This window comes from Sphingomonas sp. MM-1, from assembly GCF_000347675.2.
Lineage (GTDB): Bacteria > Pseudomonadota > Alphaproteobacteria > Sphingomonadales > Sphingomonadaceae > Sphingomonas_E > Sphingomonas_E fennica.
The window spans coordinates 1,194,204-1,212,629 of the sequence record NC_020561.1; the positions used below are offsets into that span (position 1 = coordinate 1,194,204).

Genomic DNA, 18,426 nt, shown 5'->3' on the forward strand with positions numbered 1-18,426 from the left:
TCAGTGGGATCGGGGCGGCGGGCGCGCGGATTGCTCATACCGGCGCCCTCCGTTCACATACCATGGGCGCGTGCGCTTCACGATCGCGACAACCGACAGCATCACCGGCACTTCGACCAGAACGCCAACGACGGTTGCCAGGGCCGCGCCGGAGTTGAGGCCAAACAGGCTGATCGCTGCGGCCACCGCCAGTTCGAAGAAGTTGGACGCGCCAATCAGCGCGGAAGGCGCGGCCATGCACCAGGCAACCCCAAACCGACGATTCAGCCATAAGCTAGCCCGGCATTGAGATAGACCTGAAACAGGATCGGCACCGCGATGAGCGCGATGACGAGTGGCCGGGCAAGGATAGCCCCTCCCTGGAAACCGAACAGCAGCACCAGCGTCACGAGCAGTGCGGTGAGCGACATCGGCGCCAATAGCGCAAGCAGGCCATCGAGTCCCGGCGGCCCGTGTCGTGTCAACACGCTGCGCCGGATCGCCTGCGCGACGAGCACCGGCACCACGATGTAGAGCAGCACCGAAAGCAGCAATGTCTTCCACGGCACCGTGATCGCGGCCATGCCCAGCAGCAGGCCGACAAGTGGTGCGAAGGCCACCACCATGATGAGGTCGTTCAGCGCACCCTGGCTCAGCGTGAAATTGGGTTCACCATCGCACAGGTTCGACCAGACGAAAACCATCGCGGTGCACGGCGCCGCCGCCAGGAGGATCAGGCCGGCGATATAGGACGGAATCTCGCCCGGAGGCAGCAAGGGAGCGAAGATCCGCGCGAGAAAGACCGTGCCGAGCGCCAGCATCGAAAAGGGTTTGATCGCCCAGTTGATGAAAAGCGTCACGCCGATGCCTTTCCAATGCTGTTTCACAGCCCCGAGCGCGCCGAAGTCGACCTCGAGCAGCATCGGCACGATCATCAGCCAGATCAGCACCGCCACCACGAGATTGACACGCGCAATCTCTACTGCGGCGATCGCAGCAAAGACGTTGGGAAATACGGAGCCGAGCGCGATGCCGACGACGATGCATAGCACGACCCAGATCGACAGATAGCGTTCGAACAGGCTCATGGGAGGGATAGGTGAGGCGGCAGCCGATGCCATGTCAGGACGGCTCGATAACGCGGTTGCCAGCCGGATTGATTACCTGTTCGCCATCCTCCTTGTTGAAGGCGCCCCGCTGAGCCTGCGGCAGCAGAGCAAGAACCGCTTCGGAAGGGCGGCAGAGTTTCACGCCGAGCGGCGAAACGACGATGGGCCTGTTGATCAGGATTGGATGCGCGATCATCGCGTCGATCAGCGCATCGTCCGACAGCGAAAGATCGGCCAGGCCAAGCTCCGCAAAGGGTGTGCCTTTTTCGCGCAGCAGTGGCCGGACCCCGCTGTCCATGCGGGCGATCAGATCCTCCAGCATCGCGCGCGACGGCGGCGTTTTCAGATACTCGACGACATGCGGTTCGATCCCGGCATTGCGGATCATCGCCAGTGCGTTGCGCGATGTCCCGCATTCGGGATTGTGGTAGATGACGATATCGATCACGGGACGGCTCCGTCAGCAGCAGGCCAGTTCGGAAAGCAGGGGCTCGCAGAGTTCAGCGCGTCCCTGGCAGCAGTCCTTTGCCAGAAAGAGCATGAGCGCGCGCAGCACATCGATGTTGGCGCGCTGGATCATCTGGCGCCCGCGCTTTTCGGCCACGACCAGCCGGGCTTTGGCCAGCACCGCGAGATGCGTGGAAAAGGTGCTTTGCGTCAGTTCGAGCGCGTCAACGAGTTGACCCGTCGAAAGACCGTCGGGCTCGTGCCGCACCAGCAGCCTGAAGGTCGCCAGCCGCGTCGGATGCGCCAGGGCCGCGAGCGCCGCGAGTGCGTTGTCCGCATCCATTCATCGTAAATATCCGATGAATTCTTTCGCGTCAATATTGCATCGGATATTACCGATGCATCGGACGAAGGATCGACTGAATGGCTCGAGCCTGAAATTGCGCCCCCGTCCCGGAGTTGGTCGGCAGAAACCAACATCGGCGAACGGTGGCGCTGGAAAGCTGCTGAACGTCCGCAAAGTCGGCGGTTGTAGACTCCGCCGGATCATCAGTGGAGTTCCCTCGCTCGCCTCTTGCGAGTGCATCGTCGATCAGCCCCTTGAACGCGAGCAGATCGACATCCTCCTGACCGATCGTGAATTTCGGGGTCGGCGTCCCCTCCGTTTTGAACTCTTCGCCGGTTAGGGCACAGGGGACACTCTCGTAAGTGTTCCCCCGCCATGTGACCGGGTTGTCCGATTTGAAGAAAATCGTGCCGCTACCTAGCGGGGAAAGCTCGAAAAGATGGATCTTGCCATCCGCACGGAGCTTGAGCGCGCCATCGACATGGCTGGGAGGAAAGGCCGTCATGTCAGAACCCAGGTTATGGTGGATGAGAATTACTCCGAAGTTCTGGATCAGCCCGTTTGAGTTACCGATCGCCTTGGGAATGTTGACAGGCTCGGCAAACCGCACCGTCAGCGGCCCCAGATATTCATGGTGATAGGTGAATGTGTCCCACATCCGGTTCTGCTTGTAGAAGTTGAGCAGCTGGCCAGCGTTCATGTGGGATCAGTATTCACATCAAGCGCGGTTCCCTCGGGATTGAGCCGCCACCTCATGCCCCCCAGCTCCAAACGAAACTTGGCACGATACGGAATGTTTGGGCGGGAGGTGAACTCCCATCCGTTCATCGAAGTAGCGCCTTTTTCCTCGGGCGCGATTTCCTCGGCAACGTGGCTTTCAGGTGCGAAGTCGAAAGTTCCGGACATGCCGTTCTGATGACCGGTCGCCGCTTTGGGTCAAGGCTTATCGACCTGAACCAAGACGTAACTAGGTTATTGTGTTGTGTACTCTCTTGTGGCTAACCGTGAGATATGATCGTGCTTCTCCTCTCATCCCTCCTAGCCACCCCAGCAGCCGAACCTAGCGTCTGCCAGAAGCTGGCTCAAGATTTCGACACCAATGAATATGCCATGGGTGTTACCCACGATTTCAACCAATCGTTGTACGACTCAACACTGGAATTTGCTGAAAAGACAGGTGGACGCCGCGCTTGGGCTGACGTTCGTGAGCACAAGGAAAAGATCGAGCGAGACGATGCCCGCCATTTGGAAACGGGGAGTCAGATCACCGCCCTGATGGTGGCCCACAAGTGCCAGCCCCCCGCGCACGTTACGAGTTGGTTCACTTACAGTGCAAAGAACCCGAACAAGAAGCGTTACATTAAACCAAGTTAGGCCCCCTGTGCGACCTGCTTGACGAGCTTCTTGGTGACGCCGTCCTGAAGGATATCCTCGTGGACGGCGACCAGGATGTCGTTCTTGCCGAGGGGTGGCCGCTGCTTTTCCTGCACCACATAGACGTTGGTCTCTTGGCGTGGTGCCGAAATGCTGGTCAGGTTTGTGCCAACTGCTCCCATTCGGGCGAGCCCTTTGGCGCCGTGACGATTGATCGCATTCATAAAGGGTAGGCCGAGTTCGCGGACGCTCTTGTTCCGCACAACGAACTCGCCTTCACCACACCGCTGAGCACGGCGTCGCCGCTCCCCGCGGAGCGGTCGTTCATCGTCATGCCATTGTTGATGGCCTGACGGGTATCGAGAACGCTGCGCTGCCGAGCCTGATCGTTACCTCACACGCGAGGAAGCGGATCGGCTCCTGGGAAAGATCGAGACGCCGCACGTCCGTCTGTTCGTGATCCTCGCGCTCACAACCGGAGCCCGAATGAGCGCAATCCTGGAACTGCGCTGGGACCAGATTGACTTCCGGCATCGCATCATCAACTTCAACCAGCCGGGTCGAGAGCAGAACAGCAAGCGCCGGCCGGAAATTGCGATGAACAGCCGGGCACACACGGCTCTGCTCGAAGCCTCCAAGGGCGCACTGACTGACTACGTGATCGAGTGGGACCGCCAGCCGGTGAAGAGCGTCAAGAAGGCCGTCCGGGATGCCACTCAGCGGGCGAATGTGCCCTGCTCTCCCCACGTGTTTCGTCACACCGCCGGTGTCTGGATGGCCCAGGCTGACGTGCCGATGCAGAAGATCAGCCACTACCTTGGTCACGCGTCCACTCGCGTGACCGAGTCGGTCTATGCTCGGTACAGTCCGTCATTCATGAAGGACGCGGCGGCGGCGCTGGGCTGGTGAGCATGTTCACTTGAACTTCCCGACCCCCGCAGACAACGGAGCCCATGATGGGAAAAACTAGTGATTTCAAGGATTTGTGGTGGTGCCGCTTACAGGACTCGAACCTGTGACCCTCGCATTACGAATGCGATGCTCTACCAGCTGAGCTAAAGCGGCGCAGCAGGTGGGCGGCCCTCTACCAGCGCCTATCGGGCCTGACAAGCGCGTTCCTTCGCTTTGTCGGCGGCGGCAATGATTTACCGAAATTAAACCACAACCGCGCCATGTGCCGGGTTCAGGCATTCCCGGTTGGGGCGACGAATCATGGAAAGCATGCGGCCGATCGAGGGGGAGGCGGCGATGGAGGCGGCCGAGGCCGATGCCGGCATGGATGCCCCGCCCGCGATCGGCGCGGACGAGCGGCGCATGCATGTGCGCGCCTATAATTACTGGGTGTCGCTGCTGGCCGGCCGGCCCTTCCCCGCCATCCAGGATCTGACGCCCTCGGAAATCGCCGATTTCGGCCCGCACAGCGTGCTGCTCGATTTCAGCGGCGATCCCGAAAATCCGGCGATCGTTTTCCTCGGCCATGCGCTGCGGGCGGAAAGCGGCCACGACGCCGATCTCGCCACCATCGCGGAGGTGCCGGGCGGAACGCTGCTGTCGCGGCTGACCGATCATTATCTGGAGATCATCGCCAACCGCGCGCCGATCGGCTTCGAGGCGGAATTCACCAGCCGGGGCGGCACGAACACGCTCTATCGCGGCATATTGATGCCTTTCTCCTCCGGCGGCGACAGCATCGATTTCGTCTATGGCGTGATCAACTGGAAGGAAGTGGCGAGCGTGGAGCAATCCGCCCTGCTGGCCGAGGAGATGGCGCGCGCGATGTTCGCGGCGCCGGGCGCCGCCGCGGCCTGGGCCGATGGCCCCAACGCCGCATCCCCCTTCCCCATCGCCGACGACGATGCCGATGGCGACTGGTTCGATGCCGCGCCGGGACGGGACGGCTATGATCCCGCCGCCGATATCGGCCTGGCCGACCGGCTGGCGCTGGCGCGGGAGACGGCGGACGCGGTGCGATCCGCCCGCGCCCGCACGCGCGCGGCACTCTATCGCGCGCTGGGCCTCGCCTACGACTTCGCATTGGTCGCCGAGGCGCGGCCGGAGGAATATGCCGAGCTGCTCGCCGATTGCGGGATGAAGGCGCAGGCCCGCGCGCCGATGACCCCGGTGGTGAAGCTCGTCTTCGGCGTCGATTACGACAAGACCCGCCTTACCGAATTCGCGGCCGCCCTTTCCTACGCGCGGCGCACCGGCATCGCGCTCGGCGGGCTGCGCGCGGCGCTGGAGGCGCATGAGGGCGGGCTGAAGGGCATGGTCGCGGCCGAACGCGCCGCCCGCCGGCCGGCCGCGCTGCCCCCCAGGGCCGATCCGCGCGCCGCCCTGCGCGCCGTTGCCGCCGCCGCGCGCGTGCGGCTGGAAGGCGATGCGTCCGCCACGGCAGGCGAGGAATATCTGCTGCTGGTCGGCCGGCGCGAGGCGGACGGATCGGTGGCGATCCTCCAGCCCGCCGCCCAGGACGGCAAGCTGCTGGAACGGGTGCTGCGCCACGCCGCACGCTGACCGCCGATTCGTTTTCCCATCTGCGTAATAATATTACCGGAAAGCCGGGAAGGCCGACGCCCCCGGCTCGCTTCATTGCCGCTTCCCGCCCGCGAATTGCGCGGATTCCTCGCGCCTTGCCCCGGCCGGCGGGGGGGAGCATATGACCCTTTGGAATAGCCAGAAGCGGCGATCCCCAGCCGCTGCCGAGGAGCGGAATATGCCGGCCACGAGCCAAGCGCCTGCCGATAACGTCAATGATTCCATTGCCATCGCCCTGTCCCAGGCGCTGATGCGCGGCGCCCTGCCGGGCGAGACCAACGATCTTGGCGAGGAGGCGCTGGCGGCCGCCGGCACCTTCGTGGCGCAGGCCGCGGCCGAGCGCGCGCACGGCCATCCCGCCATCCGCCTGGAATCGGCCGGCGGCGAGGAAGGCCGGCGGCGGATGCGGCTGGCGGTGATCAACGACGACATGCCCTTCCTGGTGGATTCGGTGGCCGGCGCGGTCGGCGCGCACGGGCTCGCCATCCACCGCCTGCTCCACCCGATCCTTTCGGTGCGCCGCGACGGCGAGGGCAAGCTGACCGCCATCCTGCCGGACGACGCCAGCGGCGAGCGCCGCGAATCGATGATCTATATGGAGATCGAGCGCGCCGACGCCCGCACCCGCCGGGCGCTGGCGGAGGAGATCGAGGCGGTGCTGGCCGACGTGCGCGCCGCCGTGGGCGATTGGCCGCGCCTGCAGATCGCGCTGCGCGAGGATGCCGAACGCCTGCCCGACGGCGAGGGCGCGGCGCTGATGCGCTGGTTCGGCGATCGCCATTTCACCCTGCTGGGCCACCGCATCGAATTGCCGGACGGCACCCATCGCGACGGCCTGGGCATCCTTGCCAACCCGGCGCATGAGGTGTGGAGCGCCGAGGCGCTGCAATCCGCGCTCGGCCATTTCCGCAAGGGCGGCGATGCCCCGCTGATCCTGAAGGCCGATCGCATCGCCACCGTCCACCGCCGCGTGCCGATGGACCTGCTGGCCCTGCCCCGCCGGGTGGACGGCACGATCGAGGGCGTCTCGCTCCACGCCGGCCTCTGGACCAGCGCGGCGCTGCGCGCGCCTTCGGACAAGGTGCCGATCCTGCGCGCCCGGCTGAACGCGCTGGATGAGAAATATGCCTTCGATCCGCTCAGCCATGCCGGCAAGGCGCTGCGCCACGCCCTTTCCTCGCTGCCGCACGACATATTGGTGGCAGTGAGCGCGGCGGGGCTGGAGGAGCTGGCGCTGACCGCCATGTCGCTGGCCGATCGCCCGCGCCCGAAGCTGGTGCTCGCCCCCTCGGCGCTGGAACGCCACCTTTTCGCCTTCGTCTGGCTGCCGCGCGATGAGCTTTCCACCGGGCGGCGCACCGCGATCGGCCGGATGATCGAGGAACAGGCCGGCGCCACCATATCGAGCTGGGCGATCGAGCTGGGCGACGGCGAGCTCGCCTTCATCCGCTACACGCTGGATCTGAAGCCGGGCGCGCCGCTGCCCGATGCCCGCGCGCTCGACGCGCGGCTGGAAAATATGGTGCGCGGCTGGGACCCGGCGGTGGAAGCCGCGCTGGCCGAGCAGGTCGGCGCCTCCCAGGCCACCCGCCTGGTCCTCTCCTTCGGCGCCGCCTTCCCGCAATCCTATCGCAGCCGCTATCCGGCGGAGGAAGCCGGGCGCGACATGCTGCGCCTGCGCGCGCTGGACACGCCGGAGCAGCGCGGCGCTCGGCTCTACCGCCTGCCGACCGACGGCGCGCGCCAGCTCCGCCTCAAGACCTACCGGCTCGGCGGCCTGATCCCGCTTTCGGATGCGGTGCCGGTGCTGGAGGCGTTCGGCTTCCGCGTGCTGGAGGAAAATCCCACCCCGCTCGACGGCGGCAAGCTCGGCTATATCCACGAATATCTGCTCGAGCTGGACGAGGCGATCGACGCGGATGCGGTGATGATCCGCGCCGAGGTGGCCGAGCAGGCGATCGCCGCCGTGCTGGAAGGCCATGCGGAAAATGACAGCTTCAACCAGCTCATCATCGCCGTCGGCCTCGATCCGCAGGCGGTGGTGCTGTTCCGCGCCTGGTTCCGCTACCTGCGCCAGACGGGCCTGTCCTACGGGCTGGACACGGTGGCGCTGGCGCTGCGCAAGGCGCCGGTGGCGGCACGGCGGATCATCGACCTGTTCTGCGCGCTCCACGATCCGAAGCATGCCGGCGCCAAGGAGGCCCAGGCCGCCGAGGAGGCGATCGACGCGGCCCTCGCCAATGTCGCCGCGATCGACGACGATCGCATCCTGCGCCGCATCCGCGCGCTGGTGCAGGCGACGCTGCGCACCAACGCCTTCGCCCCCGGCGGGCGCGAGGCGCTGGCCTTCAAGCTGGACAGCGCCGCCATTCCCGGCCTGCCGGCACCGCGCCCCTGGCGCGAGATCTGGGTCTACAGCCCCCGCGTGGAGGGCATCCACCTGCGCGGCGGGCCGATCGCGCGCGGCGGGCTGCGCTGGTCCGACCGGCGCGACGATTTCCGCACCGAAATCCTGGGCCTGATGAAGGCGCAGCTCGTGAAGAACGCGGTGATCGTGCCGACGGGCGCCAAGGGCGGCTTCTATCCGAAGCAGCTCCCCTCGCCCGCGCTCAACCGCGATGCGTGGCTGGCGGAAGGCACCGAAAGCTACCGCATCTTCATCCGCGCGCTGCTTTCCGTCACCGACAATATCGTCGAGGACAAGGTGGTCCATCCCGAAAAGGTGGTCGTCCGCGACGGGGACGATCCCTATTTCGTGGTTGCGGCGGACAAGGGCACGGCCAGCTTCTCCGACGTTGCCAACGCCATCGCGCTGGAACATAAATTCTGGCTGGGCGATGCCTTCGCCTCGGGCGGCAGCCAGGGCTACGACCATAAGGGCATGGGCATCACCGCGCGCGGCGCCTGGGTTTCGGTGCAGCGCCATTTCCTGGAAATGGGCGTGGACGTGCAGACCCAGCCGGTCACGGTGGCGGGTTGCGGCGACATGTCCGGCGACGTGTTCGGCAACGGCATGCTGCTGTCGAAGGCGCTGAAGCTGGTCGCCGCCTTCGATCATCGCCACATCTTCCTCGATCCCGATCCCGATCCGGCGGCAAGCTGGGAGGAACGCGCGCGCATGTTCGCGCTGCCGCGCTCGTCCTGGGCGGATTATGATGCCAAGCTGATCTCCAAGGGGGGCGGCATCTTCCCGCGCACGCAGAAGGAGATTCCGGTTTCGCAGGAGGCGGCTGTCGTGCTCGGCATCGCGGCCGGCACCTACGATCCCTCCACGCTGATCGCGGCGATCCTGAAGAGCCCGGTCGACCTTCTGTGGTTCGGCGGCATCGGCACCTACATCAAGGCCCGCGACGAGAATAACGCCGAGGTGGGCGATCCCGCCAACGACGCGCACCGCGTGAACGGCGAGGACCTGCGCTGCAAGGCGGTGGGCGAGGGTGCCAATCTGGGCGTCACCCAGGCGGGCCGCATCGCCTTCTCGCTGAAGGGCGGGCGGATCAACACCGACTTCATCGACAATTCGGCCGGCGTCGATTGTTCGGACAATGAGGTCAACATCAAGATCCCGCTCAACCGCGAGATGATGGAAGGCCGGCTGGGCTTCGAGGATCGCAACGCCTTCCTCGCCAGCATGACCGACGATGTCGCGGCACTGGTGCTGGAGGACAACCGGCTGCAGACGCTGGGCCTCTCGCTCGCCGAACGCGGCGGCGCGGGCGCGCTGCCGGCGCAGGTCCGCGTGATCGAGATCATGGAGGCGGCCGGCCGCATCGACCGCGCGGTCGAGGGGCTGGAAAGCTCGGACGAGCTGCTCCGCCGTGCCCAGGACCAGCGCGGCCTCACCCGGCCGGAGCTGGCGATCCTGCTGAGCCACGGCAAGCTGGCGCTGCAGGCCGCGATCGAACAGACCGACCTTGCCGACGATCGCATGCTCGATCCCCTGCTGCACGCCGCCTTCCCGCAGGCGATGCAGGATCGCTTCGGCGAGGCGATCGACCGGCACCGGCTGCGCGGCGCGATCATCGCCACCAAGATGGCGAACCGTGTCGTCAACCGGCTGGGCCTGGTCGCCCCGTTCGAGCTGGCGGAGGAGGAGGGGATCAGCCTGGCGCATGTCGCCTCGGCCTATTTCGCCGCCGACGCCATGTTCGGGCTGGAGGCGATCTACGAGGCGATCGAGCAGGCGGCGATTTCCGAGGACGCCCGTTTCCAGCTGCTGGAGGCGACATCCGCCGCCGCCCGCCTGCATATCGCCGATCTGATCCGGGCCGGCGGCATGCAGATGAAGGCCAGCGAGATCGCGGAGAAGTTCGGCGACGGCGTGCGCCGGCTCGATGCCGCGGCCGAGATGCTGTTGCGCCAGGAAGCCCGCGTGCAGGCCGATGCGCTGCGCGATCGCCTGCTCGCCACCGGCGCCGACGAGGCGCTGGTGAAGCGGATCGTGCGGCTGGACGAGCTGGACGGTGCCGTCGGCACCGCCGGCCTCGCCCAGGCGCTCGGCGTGGACGAGGTGGCCGCCACCACCGCTTATGTGCGGCTGGGCGAGGTGCTGGGGCTCGACTGGGCGAAGGCGGCGGCGATCCGCTTCGTCTCGTCCGATCCGTGGGAACGCCTGCTCGTCGCCGGCCTCGCCCGCGATTTCGAGCAGCTTCGCCTCGATTTCCTCAACCGTGCGGGCGGCAAGGAGCCGGCGGCGGCGGTCGAGACGTGGCTCAAGACGCATGAGCCGCGCGTCGCCCAGTTCCGCTCGCTGGTCGATCGCGCGCGCACCGCGCCGGCGCCCACCGCCGCGATGCTGGCCCAGATCGCCAGCCAGGCGCGCGGCCTGCTGGGCCGCTGATCGCGACATATCTTCCCCCTCCCCCGCCGGGAGGGGGAAGAACATGCGATCCATTCGCAAAATCTCGTTGTTAACGCGAATCGTTCGCGTTATGCGGGCCAGGCATGCAGGAATATCCACCCGCCGCCCGAACGCCCTTGAAGGGGGAAAAGCCCGTGGCCAAGCCACGTCGCGGCCGCAGCGCGCGCACCTTCTGGCTGAAGCAGCTCCACACCTGGCACTGGGTCAGCTCCGCGCTCTGCCTGATCGGGCTGCTGCTGTTCACGATCACCGGCATCACGCTGAACCACGCGGCCGAGATCGAGGCCCAGCCCGTCACCGCCGAACGATCCGCCCAACTGCCGGCAAACCTGCTTTCCGCCGTCGCGCCCGATGACGCCGCCGACGCGAAGAAGCCCCTGCCCGCCCCCATCGCCCAATGGCTGGGCGCGGAGCTGAAGGTCCCGGCGGGCGGCATCGCCGAATGGTCGGCGGACGAAATCTACCTCGCTTTGCCGCGTCCCGGCGGCGACGGCTGGGTATCGATCGACCGCGCGACCGGCGCCGTCACCGCCGAGGAGACGAGCCGCGGCTGGATCGCCTGGCTCAACGATCTCCACAAGGGTCGCAATGCCGGCGGCACGTGGAAATGGTTCATCGACATCTTCGCCGGGGCCTGCCTGGTCTTCTCCATCACCGGGCTGTTCCTCCTCCAGCTCCATGCGTCCAAGCGGCCGAGCACCTGGCCGATCGTCGGCGCGGGTCTGGTCATCCCGGCGATCCTCGCCCTCTATTTCATCCACTGAGGTCCATGATGCGCACCACCACCCTCAGCCTCGCGGCCACTGCCACCCTCGCCACCCCGGCCGCCGCCGCCGGGATCGACGTGACCGTCGACATCCCCCAGCTCAAGGTCGCCGAATATCACCGGCCCTATGTGGCGATGTGGATCGAGCCGGCGGGCCAGCCCGCCGCCCACACCATCGCCGTCTGGTATGATGACGACATGAAGGCCAACGAAGGCACCAAATGGCTGCGCGACATGCGCACCTGGTGGCGCAAGTCCGGCCGAACGATGACCTTCCCGGCCGCCGGCATCAGCGGCGCCACCCGCGCGCCCGGCCCGCAGAAGATCAGCTTCACCGCCGGCAAGGGCGGACTGCCCAACCTCGCCCCCGGCCAATATGTGCTGTTCGTCGAGGCCGCCCGCGAGGTTGGCGGGCGCGAGGTCGTGCAGCTTCCCTTCTCCTGGCCCGCCAAGCCCGGCCAGAGCGTCCGCGCCGCCGGCTCGACCGAGCTTGGCCAGGTCGTCGCCACCTTCAAGCCCTGATCCGCGAAACGAGAGGACCCGCCCGATGCGCCTTCGCCTGCCCCGCCTGCTGATCGCCACTGCCGCCCTCGGCCTGGCCGCCACCGCCGCCACCGCGCACCGCCAGTGGATGATGCCTTCCGCCACCGTGCTTTCGGGCGACGACGTGTGGGTGACGGTGGATGCCGCCGTCTCCAACGACCTCTTTTATTTCGAGCATCAGCCGCTGCGGCTCGACAATATCAAGGCCTGGGCGCCGGACGGCAGCGAGGTGAAGATCGAGAACGGCTCCACCGGCCGCTATCGCAGCACCTTCGACGTGCACCTGACGCAGAAGGGCACCTACAAGATCGCCAATTCCGGCGGCGGCATCATGGGCAGCTACAAGCTGAACGGCGAGGAGAAGCGCCTGCCGCGCGGCGCCACGGCCGATCAGGTCGCCGGCCTGATCCCCGCCGGCGCCACCGACGTGAAGCTGAGCGAGGGCTGGAACCGCAACGAGATATTCGTCACGTCGGGCGAGCCCACCGATACCGTGCTCAAGCCCACCGGCAAGGGGCTGGAACTGGTGCCCGTCACCCACCCCAATGATCTCGTCGTGGGCGAACAGGCCACCTTCCGCTTCGTTATCGACGGCAAGCCCGCCGCAAACCTCAAGGTGGCGGTGATCCCCGGCGGCATCCGCTATCGCAACAGCCTGAACGAGGTGGAATATACCACCGACGCCAAGGGCGAGGTGAAGATCGACTGGAAGGAGCCGGGCATGTACTGGCTCAACGCCACCGCCACCGACGACAAGGCCAGCGTGCCGGGCGCGGCGCAGCGCCGGCTGGGCTACATCACCACCCTGGAAGTGCTGGCGCCGTAAGGACGGCGCTTCCGCTTTCCCCGGCGCCCGCCAGCCATACCCACATCGTCGTTCCCGCGCCGGCGGGAGCAAGCGGCGCGATGAAGCCGCCAGCTCCCGACACAATGGATCCCCGCCTGCGCGGGGATGACGATGGGTGCGGGTGGCGGGGCGCACACTCCTCAGTCCGTCGCGCGCGCCTCGCTGTCGAAATGACGATGGGCGCGGGGTGACGGGGCGCGGGTTTCCCGCACGGGGCGTCGGCCGGTGGCACGCGCCCGTCGGGCCGCACACTCCTCAGTCCGTCGCGCGGCCCTCGCTGTCGAAGCGGGCGCCGGCCGGCACCTCCACCACGGGCGGGGCGATGCCTTCGGCCATTGCGCGATCGATGTTGAAGACGAAGGCGATGATCGTCGCGACCGCGAGATAGAGATCGTCGCGGATCTGCTGGTTGGCGCGCGACGTGTAATAGATGGCGCGGGCGAGCAGCGGATAGCTCAGCATCGGCACCGCATTTTCGCGGGCCAGATCGCGGATCGCATCCGCCGTGGCGCCGCGGCCCTTGGCCACCACCACCGGCGCGGCATCGAAGCCGGGGCGGTAGCGCAGCGCCACCGCGAAATGGGTCGGGTTGGTCAGCACCACCGTCGCCTCGGCCACCGCCTTGCGGCCCGATGCGCTCATCTGGTGCTGCTTGCGGCGGATGGTGGCCTTCAGCTCGGGCGAACCCTCGCTCTCGCGATGCTCGCGCTTCACTTCGTCCTTGGTCATGCGCAGGCGCTGGCCGCGCTGGATGATCTGGGCGGGGATATCGATGCCGGCGATCGCCACCAGCGCCAGCGCCATCACCAGCACCGCCATCACGAAGCTGCCGCCCACCTCGCCGATCGCATGGCGGATATCCTGCCCGCCCAGCCCCGCTATGCCCCGCGCCTGATGCGAGAGCAGCCACCAGCCGACGCCGCCCAGCAGCGCCACCTTGGCGAGCGACTTGCCCAGCTCCACCAGCCCCTGCAGGCCGAAGATGCGCTTCACGCCGTTGAGCGGGTTGAGCTTGTCGCCCTTGAACGCCACCGCCCCCCAGCGGAAGCCCAGCGAGCCGAGCGCGGCCGGCGTGCCGATCGCCGCCAGCAGGGTGAGGCCGAACAAAGCGGCCAGCGGCAAGGCCACCATGACGAGCAAGGTCAGGATTGCGCGGCCCGGATCGAAATCGGCGACCGCGCCGTGATCGAAGCTGAGCGCCGCGCGCAGCATATCCTCCAGCGCGCCGACCGCCCACGGCCCCGCCAGCGCCAGCCAGCCGGCCCCGGCCAGCACCACCAGCGCGGTGCCCAGCTCGCGGGACTGGAGGACATCGCCTTTCTCGACCGCTTCGCGCTTGCGCTTCTCGGTCGGGGCCTCCGTCTTCTGGTCCTTGTCCGCGCCTTCCGCCAAGCCGTCCGCTCCCCCCACGATCGTGATGGAAAGCAGTGCGCCAACAAGGTTAACAGTCCGTTAGGCCGCATCGGGAGCCGATATGCGACGGCCCTGTTCTACCCGCCCCGCGCCAGTTGCCCGGCCATTTCCAGCCCGCGCTGGATGGCGCCCAGCACCGCATCCGCCATCACGGGCGCGGCGATGGCCAGCAGGATCAGGCCGGCGAGAAGGGCGGCGGGCAGGCCGACCGCGAACAGGTTCATCGCCGGGGCCGAGCGGGACAGCATGCCCATCACGATCTGGACGAGGATGATGGCGAAGGCGACGGGCAGCGCGATCGCCACGCCGGCGGCGAAGACGATGCCGCCGAAATCCACCAGGCCCTTGATGCTTTCCGCCCCCAGCCACGCCTGCCCCGGCGGCAGCGCGACATAGCTTTCGAACACCAGCCCCGCGAGCGCGAGGTGCCCGCCGATCGACAGGAACAGGAAGGTGCCGAGGATCGACAGGAACTGGCCGATCGCCGGGCTCGACTGGCCGGATTGCGGATCGACCATGCCGGCGAAGCCCAGCCCCATCGCATTGCCGATCACCTCGCCCGCCAGCAGCGCGGCCGAAAAGCCGATCTGCACGGCGAAGCCCAAAGCAAGGCCCGCCAGCACCTCGCCCGCAATCAGGGCGAAGCCTTCCAGCGAGACGATGCCGCCATCGGGCAGCGCGAAGGGCACGGCGGCCGTGGCCGGGATGCCGACGGCCAGCGCGATGATCAGCCGGAGCTGCACCGGCACCTGCGGACTGCCGAACACCGGCGCCGCCACGAAGGCCGCGCCCGGCCGGATCATCGCCAGCATCCACAGCCAGAGCTGCGCCTCCACCCCGGCAAAGCCGGCGGGGATCATCGCATCAGATCCGGGATGCGGGCAAAGATGTCGCGGGTGAAATCGGCGACCAGCAGCATGATCGCCCCGCCGAAGATGGCGAGCGCCAGGCCGACGATGATGAGCTTCGGCACGAAGCTCAGCGTCTGTTCGTTGATCGAGGTCGCCGCCTGCACCATGCCCAGGATCAGGCCGGCCGCCAGCGCCGGGATCAGGATCGGCGCGGCCGCCAGCGCCAGCACCCACAGCGCCTGCTGGGCGACGCCGATGAAATAATCGGCATCGGCGATCATGTCGCGAACGATCCCGCCAGCGATCCCATGGTCAGCGCCCAGCCATCGACCATCACGAACAGCAGGAGCTTGAACGGCATCGAGACGATCGACGGCGACAGCATCATCATGCCCAGCGCCATCAGGGTGGAGGCCACCACCAGATCGATGATGAGGAAGGGCAGGAAGATCAGGAAGCCGATCTGGAAGGCCGTCTTCAGCTCGCTGGTGACGAAGGAGGGCAGCAGGATCGAGAAGGGGATTTCCGCCGTGCTGGCGAAGGGCGGCACCTTGGCGAGATCGGCGAACAGCTTGAGGTCGGTCTCCCGCGTCTGCTTCACCATGAAACCGTGGAGCGCCGTGCCCGATCGCTTGATCGCATCCTCGATGCCGATCTGGCCCGCGCCATAGGGCGTGTAGGCGCTGGTGTTGATCTCCGCGATCACGGGCCGCATCACGAACAGCGACAGGAAGAGCGCGAGGCCCACCAGCACCTGGTTGGGCGGCGTCTGCTGCAGGCCCAGCGCCTGGCGCAGGATCGACAGCACGATGATGATGCGGGTGAAGCTCGTCATCATCAGCACCAGCGACGGCAGCACCGTCAGCAGGCTCATCAGGACAAGGATCTGGAGCGACAGCGAAAGCGGGCGCCCGTCGCCGGAGATGGTGGTGAGCGCGCGATCGAGCGCGCCGGGGCCGGCCGGCGGCGGCACGGGCGCCGCCTGCGCGAAGGCCGGATGCGTCCACAGCAGCATCGCCAGCAAGGCGATCACTGCGACGACGAGCCCGCGCCTTATGCTCCCGCCGTCATGCAGAACCCGTTTCAGCATCCATCCCTCCACGAGAGCGACGGCGCCTGCGGCACGGTGGACCCTGAAACAAGTTCAGGGTGACAAGGGAGTGAGGAACGCCCCGCCTCACCCCTCACGACCCGACCTCGCCGGCTGGTCGCTTTCGGCGAGCAGGTCCATGCGGCCGCGCGACACGCCGACCAGATAGCGCTTGCCATCGAATTCGACGACCGCGAGGCGGCCCATCGTGCCCATCGGCACGGCATCCACCACCTTCACGGCGCGGTCGCGCGGGCCGATCGTCATGCCGGGCTGGAAGCGGCGCCACAGCCAGAGGGTGGCGAAGGCCATGCCCGCCACCAGCGGCAGCAGCACCAGCAGGCGCAGGATATAGGCGGTCATCATGCCCGGCGTTCGATCCCCGCCAGCCGCGCGTCGGCGGCGACGACATCGACGATGCGGATGCCGAAGCGGCCGTTCACCGTCACCACCTCGCCCTTGGCCACCAGCGTGCCGTTGACGAGGATGTCGAGCAGTTCGTTGGCCTGCCGGTCCAGCTCCACCACGCTGCCCTCGGCAATGTCGAGAAGCTCGCTCAGCTTCAGCGACGTCGATCCCACCTCCACCGAAAGCCTGAGCGGGATATCCGCCAGCAGCCGGAGGTTGCGGCCGGCAAGCGGATCGGCCGCGGCGGGCACGGTCTCGCTGGTCTCGCTCATTTCATAGTCCCCTGTTCGACATGCTCGACCATCAAGGCCGCCCTGCCTTCCTGTTCCCCGATCGTCCCATAAGCGAGCCTGCGGTTCGCCACAATCAGCGGCACCTTGGGCGCCAGCGTGATCGGGATCACGTCACCGGGCTTCAGCGCCATCAGTTCCGCCACGGTCAGTTCCGGCTGGGCGAGCACGCTGCGCACCGGCAGGCGCACATGGGTGAGCGCGCGGGCCAGGCGGCCGCGCCATTCGCCGTCCACCGGGCCGGGATCGGCATGCACCTTGGCGGCGAGCTGGCTTTCATAGGGGCGGAGCGACCCCAGCGGATAGACGATCGCCACCACGGAGGAGCGGCCGGTGCCGGGCGTCACGATGAAGCGCTGCACCACCACCGGCTCGTCCGCGCGCACCAGGCTGGCATAAGCGGCGTTGGTTTCGCGCGAGACGAAGGACGGCAGGAAGGAGCCGACATCGGACCAGACGCTGGCCACGCCTTCCATGATCCCGTCGGTCAGCCGGCCGAGCAGCCGTTCCTCGGTGGGCGTGAATTCGCGCGCGCGGTGCTTCACCGCCACGCCGCTGCCGCCGTAGAAGGCATCGACCATCGCAGTCACGAATTCCGGCTCGATCACCGCCAGCACGCCGCCCTTCAGCGGGCGGAGGCGATAGAGGCTGATGCTGCTGAAGCTCGGCAGCTCGGCGCGCCAGCGATCGAACAGCATGGTCTGGTGATGCTCGGCCGCCACCTGCACCTTGGTGCCGGCGAAGGGCTCGATCACCGAGCGCAGGTGCCGCGCCAGCCGCTCGGCCATGCGGGCCAGGCCCGAAAGCCTGTCGGCGGAGGCATAGCCGTCCTGCCCGAACGTATAGGGGCGGACGACCGAATCCCGCACGGCGCCGTTGCCGCCGCCGGCATCGTCGACCTCCGTCAGCTCCGCCATCAACGCGCCCAGCGCGTCGTCGCCCAGCAGGGATTTGCCGTCATCCGTCATGACGTCACTGAATGATGAAATTGGTGAAATACACGTCGTCCACGCCCCCGAAGCCCTCTTTCTGGACAAGCACTTCGTTTATGGCGTTCTTCAGGGATTTTTGAAGCTGCTTCTTTCCGGCCGGCGTCGAAATCACGAAGCTGTCCTGATCGGCCAGCGTCATCAGCACGGCGGACCGGATCGCCATCTCATGCGCCTTCACCCGATCGATCACGCGCTGGTCGTAATAAGTGGAGATGCCCAGCGACACCTGCATGAAGCCATCGGAATCGCGCAGGTTGGACGTGAAATTCTGGGCGAGATCATAATAACTCGCCTTGTAGCGGCCGGGATCGAGCGCTTCCTCGATCGCGCGCGGCTTCTTGCCGCCGGCATGCGCGGTCTGGTCCGCGCCCTCGCGGGGGACGAGCCTGGGCTGGTTCGGGTCCTCCGGCTCCGCCTTGTGGCCGCCGGCCAGCCCCGCGCCCGCCGCATAGAGGCCGGCGCCGACGCCGCCGCCCACCAGCAGCAATGCGCCCAGCCCGCCCATCAGGATGATCTTCAGCTTGCCCTTCCGGGGCGCCGGCGCCGGCTTCTTTTCCTCGCTCACTGTTCCAATT

20 protein-coding genes, 1 tRNA gene and 1 pseudogene are annotated in these 18,426 nt (G+C 67.1%); 7 read left to right on the forward strand and 15 right to left on the reverse strand.

Annotated elements, in window-relative coordinates; all coding sequences use genetic code 11:
• From arsB to G432_RS23165, 5 genes and pseudogenes are all read right to left on the reverse strand, one after another.
• Positions 1 to 1,067 (reverse strand): annotated as a pseudogene (gene arsB / locus G432_RS05855) (ACR3 family arsenite efflux transporter).
• Positions 1,068 to 1,101: 34 nt separating this feature from the next.
• A complete protein-coding gene (locus G432_RS05860) occupies positions 1,102 to 1,476 on the reverse strand; it encodes an ArsC/Spx/MgsR family protein (protein ID WP_236626860.1) in 375 nt (124 codons plus the stop codon).
• Between the two features lie 72 nt (positions 1,477 to 1,548).
• On the reverse strand, positions 1,549 to 1,878 hold the full coding sequence (locus G432_RS05865) for an ArsR/SmtB family transcription factor (RefSeq protein ID WP_015457906.1): 330 nt from the start codon (positions 1,876 to 1,878) through the stop codon (positions 1,549 to 1,551).
• 49 nt (positions 1,879 to 1,927) lie between these two features.
• The gene (locus G432_RS05870; protein WP_015457907.1) at positions 1,928 to 2,581 is read right to left on the reverse strand and encodes a hypothetical protein; all 654 of its coding nucleotides are present in this window, start codon (positions 2,579 to 2,581) and stop codon (positions 1,928 to 1,930) included.
• Positions 2,578 to 2,787 carry a hypothetical protein gene (locus tag G432_RS23165; protein ID WP_144061999.1) on the reverse strand — a complete coding sequence of 70 codons (210 nt, stop codon included), beginning with the start codon at positions 2,785 to 2,787 and terminating at the stop codon, positions 2,578 to 2,580. The genes G432_RS05870 and G432_RS23165 overlap by 4 nt, the downstream gene beginning before the upstream one ends.
• Before the next feature lie 105 nt (positions 2,788 to 2,892).
• On the opposite strand from G432_RS23165, the gene G432_RS05875 reads away from it, so the two are divergent.
• Complete coding sequence (locus G432_RS05875; RefSeq protein WP_041864817.1) at positions 2,893 to 3,255, forward strand: hypothetical protein; 363 nt, start codon at positions 2,893 to 2,895, stop codon at positions 3,253 to 3,255.
• Here G432_RS05875 and G432_RS23170 read toward each other — a convergent pair.
• A complete protein-coding gene (locus G432_RS23170) occupies positions 3,252 to 3,518 on the reverse strand; it encodes a hypothetical protein (RefSeq protein WP_144062000.1) in 267 nt (88 codons plus the stop codon). The genes G432_RS05875 and G432_RS23170 overlap by 4 nt on opposite strands.
• Positions 3,519 to 3,705: 187 nt before the next feature.
• On the opposite strand from G432_RS23170, the gene G432_RS05880 reads away from it, so the two are divergent.
• Positions 3,706 to 4,164 (forward strand): site-specific integrase, encoded by a 459-nt coding sequence (locus G432_RS05880; RefSeq protein WP_236626893.1) that lies wholly within the window; start codon positions 3,706 to 3,708, stop codon positions 4,162 to 4,164.
• A gap of 80 nt (positions 4,165 to 4,244) precedes the next feature.
• Here the strand turns inward: G432_RS05880 and G432_RS05885 are convergent.
• Positions 4,245 to 4,320: transfer RNA gene (locus G432_RS05885), tRNA-Thr, on the reverse strand.
• Between the two features lie 147 nt (positions 4,321 to 4,467).
• Between G432_RS05885 and G432_RS05890 the strand changes: the two genes are divergently transcribed.
• From G432_RS05890 to G432_RS05910, 5 genes are all read left to right on the forward strand, one after another.
• Complete coding sequence (locus tag G432_RS05890) at positions 4,468 to 5,769, forward strand: PAS domain-containing protein (protein WP_015457909.1); 1,302 nt, start codon at positions 4,468 to 4,470, stop codon at positions 5,767 to 5,769.
• A 199-nt stretch (positions 5,770 to 5,968) separates the two neighbouring features.
• Positions 5,969 to 10,630 carry an NAD-glutamate dehydrogenase gene (locus G432_RS05895; RefSeq protein ID WP_015457910.1) on the forward strand — a complete coding sequence of 1,554 codons (4,662 nt, stop codon included), beginning with the start codon at positions 5,969 to 5,971 and terminating at the stop codon, positions 10,628 to 10,630.
• Positions 10,631 to 10,734: 104 nt separating this feature from the next.
• On the forward strand, positions 10,735 to 11,415 hold the full coding sequence (locus tag G432_RS05900; protein ID WP_015457911.1) for a PepSY-associated TM helix domain-containing protein: 681 nt from the start codon (positions 10,735 to 10,737) through the stop codon (positions 11,413 to 11,415).
• Between the two features lie 5 nt (positions 11,416 to 11,420).
• Positions 11,421 to 11,939, forward strand: coding sequence for a DUF2271 domain-containing protein (locus G432_RS05905; RefSeq protein WP_015457912.1), 519 nt, complete (start codon positions 11,421 to 11,423; stop codon positions 11,937 to 11,939).
• Between the two features lie 25 nt (positions 11,940 to 11,964).
• Positions 11,965 to 12,786 carry a DUF4198 domain-containing protein gene (locus G432_RS05910; RefSeq protein WP_015457913.1) on the forward strand — a complete coding sequence of 274 codons (822 nt, stop codon included), beginning with the start codon at positions 11,965 to 11,967 and terminating at the stop codon, positions 12,784 to 12,786.
• 276 nt (positions 12,787 to 13,062) lie between these two features.
• Here the strand turns inward: G432_RS05910 and G432_RS05915 are convergent, their stop codons facing one another.
• The 8 genes from G432_RS05915 to G432_RS05950 all read right to left on the reverse strand — a co-directional run bounded on the left by G432_RS05915 (position 13,063) and on the right by G432_RS05950 (position 18,416).
• On the reverse strand, positions 13,063 to 14,199 hold the full coding sequence (locus tag G432_RS05915) for an EscU/YscU/HrcU family type III secretion system export apparatus switch protein (protein ID WP_015457914.1): 1,137 nt from the start codon (positions 14,197 to 14,199) through the stop codon (positions 13,063 to 13,065).
• Positions 14,200 to 14,297: 98 nt separating this feature from the next.
• Positions 14,298 to 15,080, reverse strand: a complete 783-nt coding sequence (gene fliR / locus G432_RS05920; RefSeq protein WP_015457915.1) for a flagellar biosynthetic protein FliR — start codon at positions 15,078 to 15,080, stop codon at positions 14,298 to 14,300.
• Positions 15,077 to 15,349 carry a flagellar biosynthetic protein FliQ gene (locus G432_RS05925; protein ID WP_041865189.1) on the reverse strand — a complete coding sequence of 91 codons (273 nt, stop codon included), beginning with the start codon at positions 15,347 to 15,349 and terminating at the stop codon, positions 15,077 to 15,079. The genes fliR and G432_RS05925 overlap by 4 nt, the downstream gene beginning before the upstream one ends.
• Complete coding sequence (gene fliP / locus G432_RS05930) at positions 15,349 to 16,161, reverse strand: flagellar type III secretion system pore protein FliP (protein ID WP_015457917.1); 813 nt, start codon at positions 16,159 to 16,161, stop codon at positions 15,349 to 15,351. The genes G432_RS05925 and fliP overlap by 1 nt, the downstream gene beginning before the upstream one ends.
• Before the next feature lie 87 nt (positions 16,162 to 16,248).
• A complete protein-coding gene (locus tag G432_RS05935; protein ID WP_015457918.1) occupies positions 16,249 to 16,527 on the reverse strand; it encodes a FliO/MopB family protein in 279 nt (92 codons plus the stop codon).
• A complete protein-coding gene (gene fliN, locus G432_RS05940) occupies positions 16,524 to 16,841 on the reverse strand; it encodes a flagellar motor switch protein FliN (protein ID WP_015457919.1) in 318 nt (105 codons plus the stop codon). Before fliN ends, G432_RS05935 begins: the two co-directional genes overlap by 4 nt.
• Positions 16,838 to 17,827, reverse strand: a complete 990-nt coding sequence (locus G432_RS05945; RefSeq protein WP_015457920.1) for a flagellar motor switch protein FliM — start codon at positions 17,825 to 17,827, stop codon at positions 16,838 to 16,840. Before G432_RS05945 ends, fliN begins: the two co-directional genes overlap by 4 nt.
• A gap of 4 nt (positions 17,828 to 17,831) precedes the next feature.
• The gene (locus G432_RS05950) at positions 17,832 to 18,416 is read right to left on the reverse strand and encodes a flagellar basal body-associated FliL family protein (protein WP_015457921.1); all 585 of its coding nucleotides are present in this window, start codon (positions 18,414 to 18,416) and stop codon (positions 17,832 to 17,834) included.
• Between the last annotated feature and the right edge of the window lie 10 nt (positions 18,417 to 18,426).

Coding starts and splice junctions, on each gene's coding strand:
- G432_RS05860 (WP_236626860.1), bottom strand. CDS start 1,476: ATGATCCGCAATGCCGGGATCGAACCGCATGTCGTCGAGTATCTGAAA.
- G432_RS05865 (WP_015457906.1), bottom strand. CDS start 1,878: ATGGATGCGGACAACGCACTCGCGGCGCTCGCGGCCCTGGCGCATCCG.
- G432_RS05870 (WP_015457907.1), bottom strand. CDS start 2,581: ATGAACGCTGGCCAGCTGCTCAACTTCTACAAGCAGAACCGGATGTGG.
- G432_RS23165 (WP_144061999.1), bottom strand. CDS start 2,787: ATGTCCGGAACTTTCGACTTCGCACCTGAAAGCCACGTTGCCGAGGAA.
- G432_RS05875 (WP_041864817.1), top strand. CDS start 2,893: ATGATCGTGCTTCTCCTCTCATCCCTCCTAGCCACCCCAGCAGCCGAA.
- G432_RS05890 (WP_015457909.1), top strand. CDS start 4,468: ATGGAAAGCATGCGGCCGATCGAGGGGGAGGCGGCGATGGAGGCGGCC.
- G432_RS05895 (WP_015457910.1), top strand. CDS start 5,969: ATGCCGGCCACGAGCCAAGCGCCTGCCGATAACGTCAATGATTCCATT.
- G432_RS05900 (WP_015457911.1), top strand. CDS start 10,735: ATGCAGGAATATCCACCCGCCGCCCGAACGCCCTTGAAGGGGGAAAAG.
- G432_RS05905 (WP_015457912.1), top strand. CDS start 11,421: ATGATGCGCACCACCACCCTCAGCCTCGCGGCCACTGCCACCCTCGCC.
- G432_RS05910 (WP_015457913.1), top strand. CDS start 11,965: ATGCGCCTTCGCCTGCCCCGCCTGCTGATCGCCACTGCCGCCCTCGGC.
- fliR (WP_015457915.1), bottom strand. CDS start 15,080: ATGATCCCCGCCGGCTTTGCCGGGGTGGAGGCGCAGCTCTGGCTGTGG.
- fliP (WP_015457917.1), bottom strand. CDS start 16,161: ATGCTGAAACGGGTTCTGCATGACGGCGGGAGCATAAGGCGCGGGCTC.
- G432_RS05935 (WP_015457918.1), bottom strand. CDS start 16,527: ATGATGACCGCCTATATCCTGCGCCTGCTGGTGCTGCTGCCGCTGGTG.
- fliN (WP_015457919.1), bottom strand. CDS start 16,841: ATGAGCGAGACCAGCGAGACCGTGCCCGCCGCGGCCGATCCGCTTGCC.
- G432_RS05945 (WP_015457920.1), bottom strand. CDS start 17,827: ATGACGGATGACGGCAAATCCCTGCTGGGCGACGACGCGCTGGGCGCG.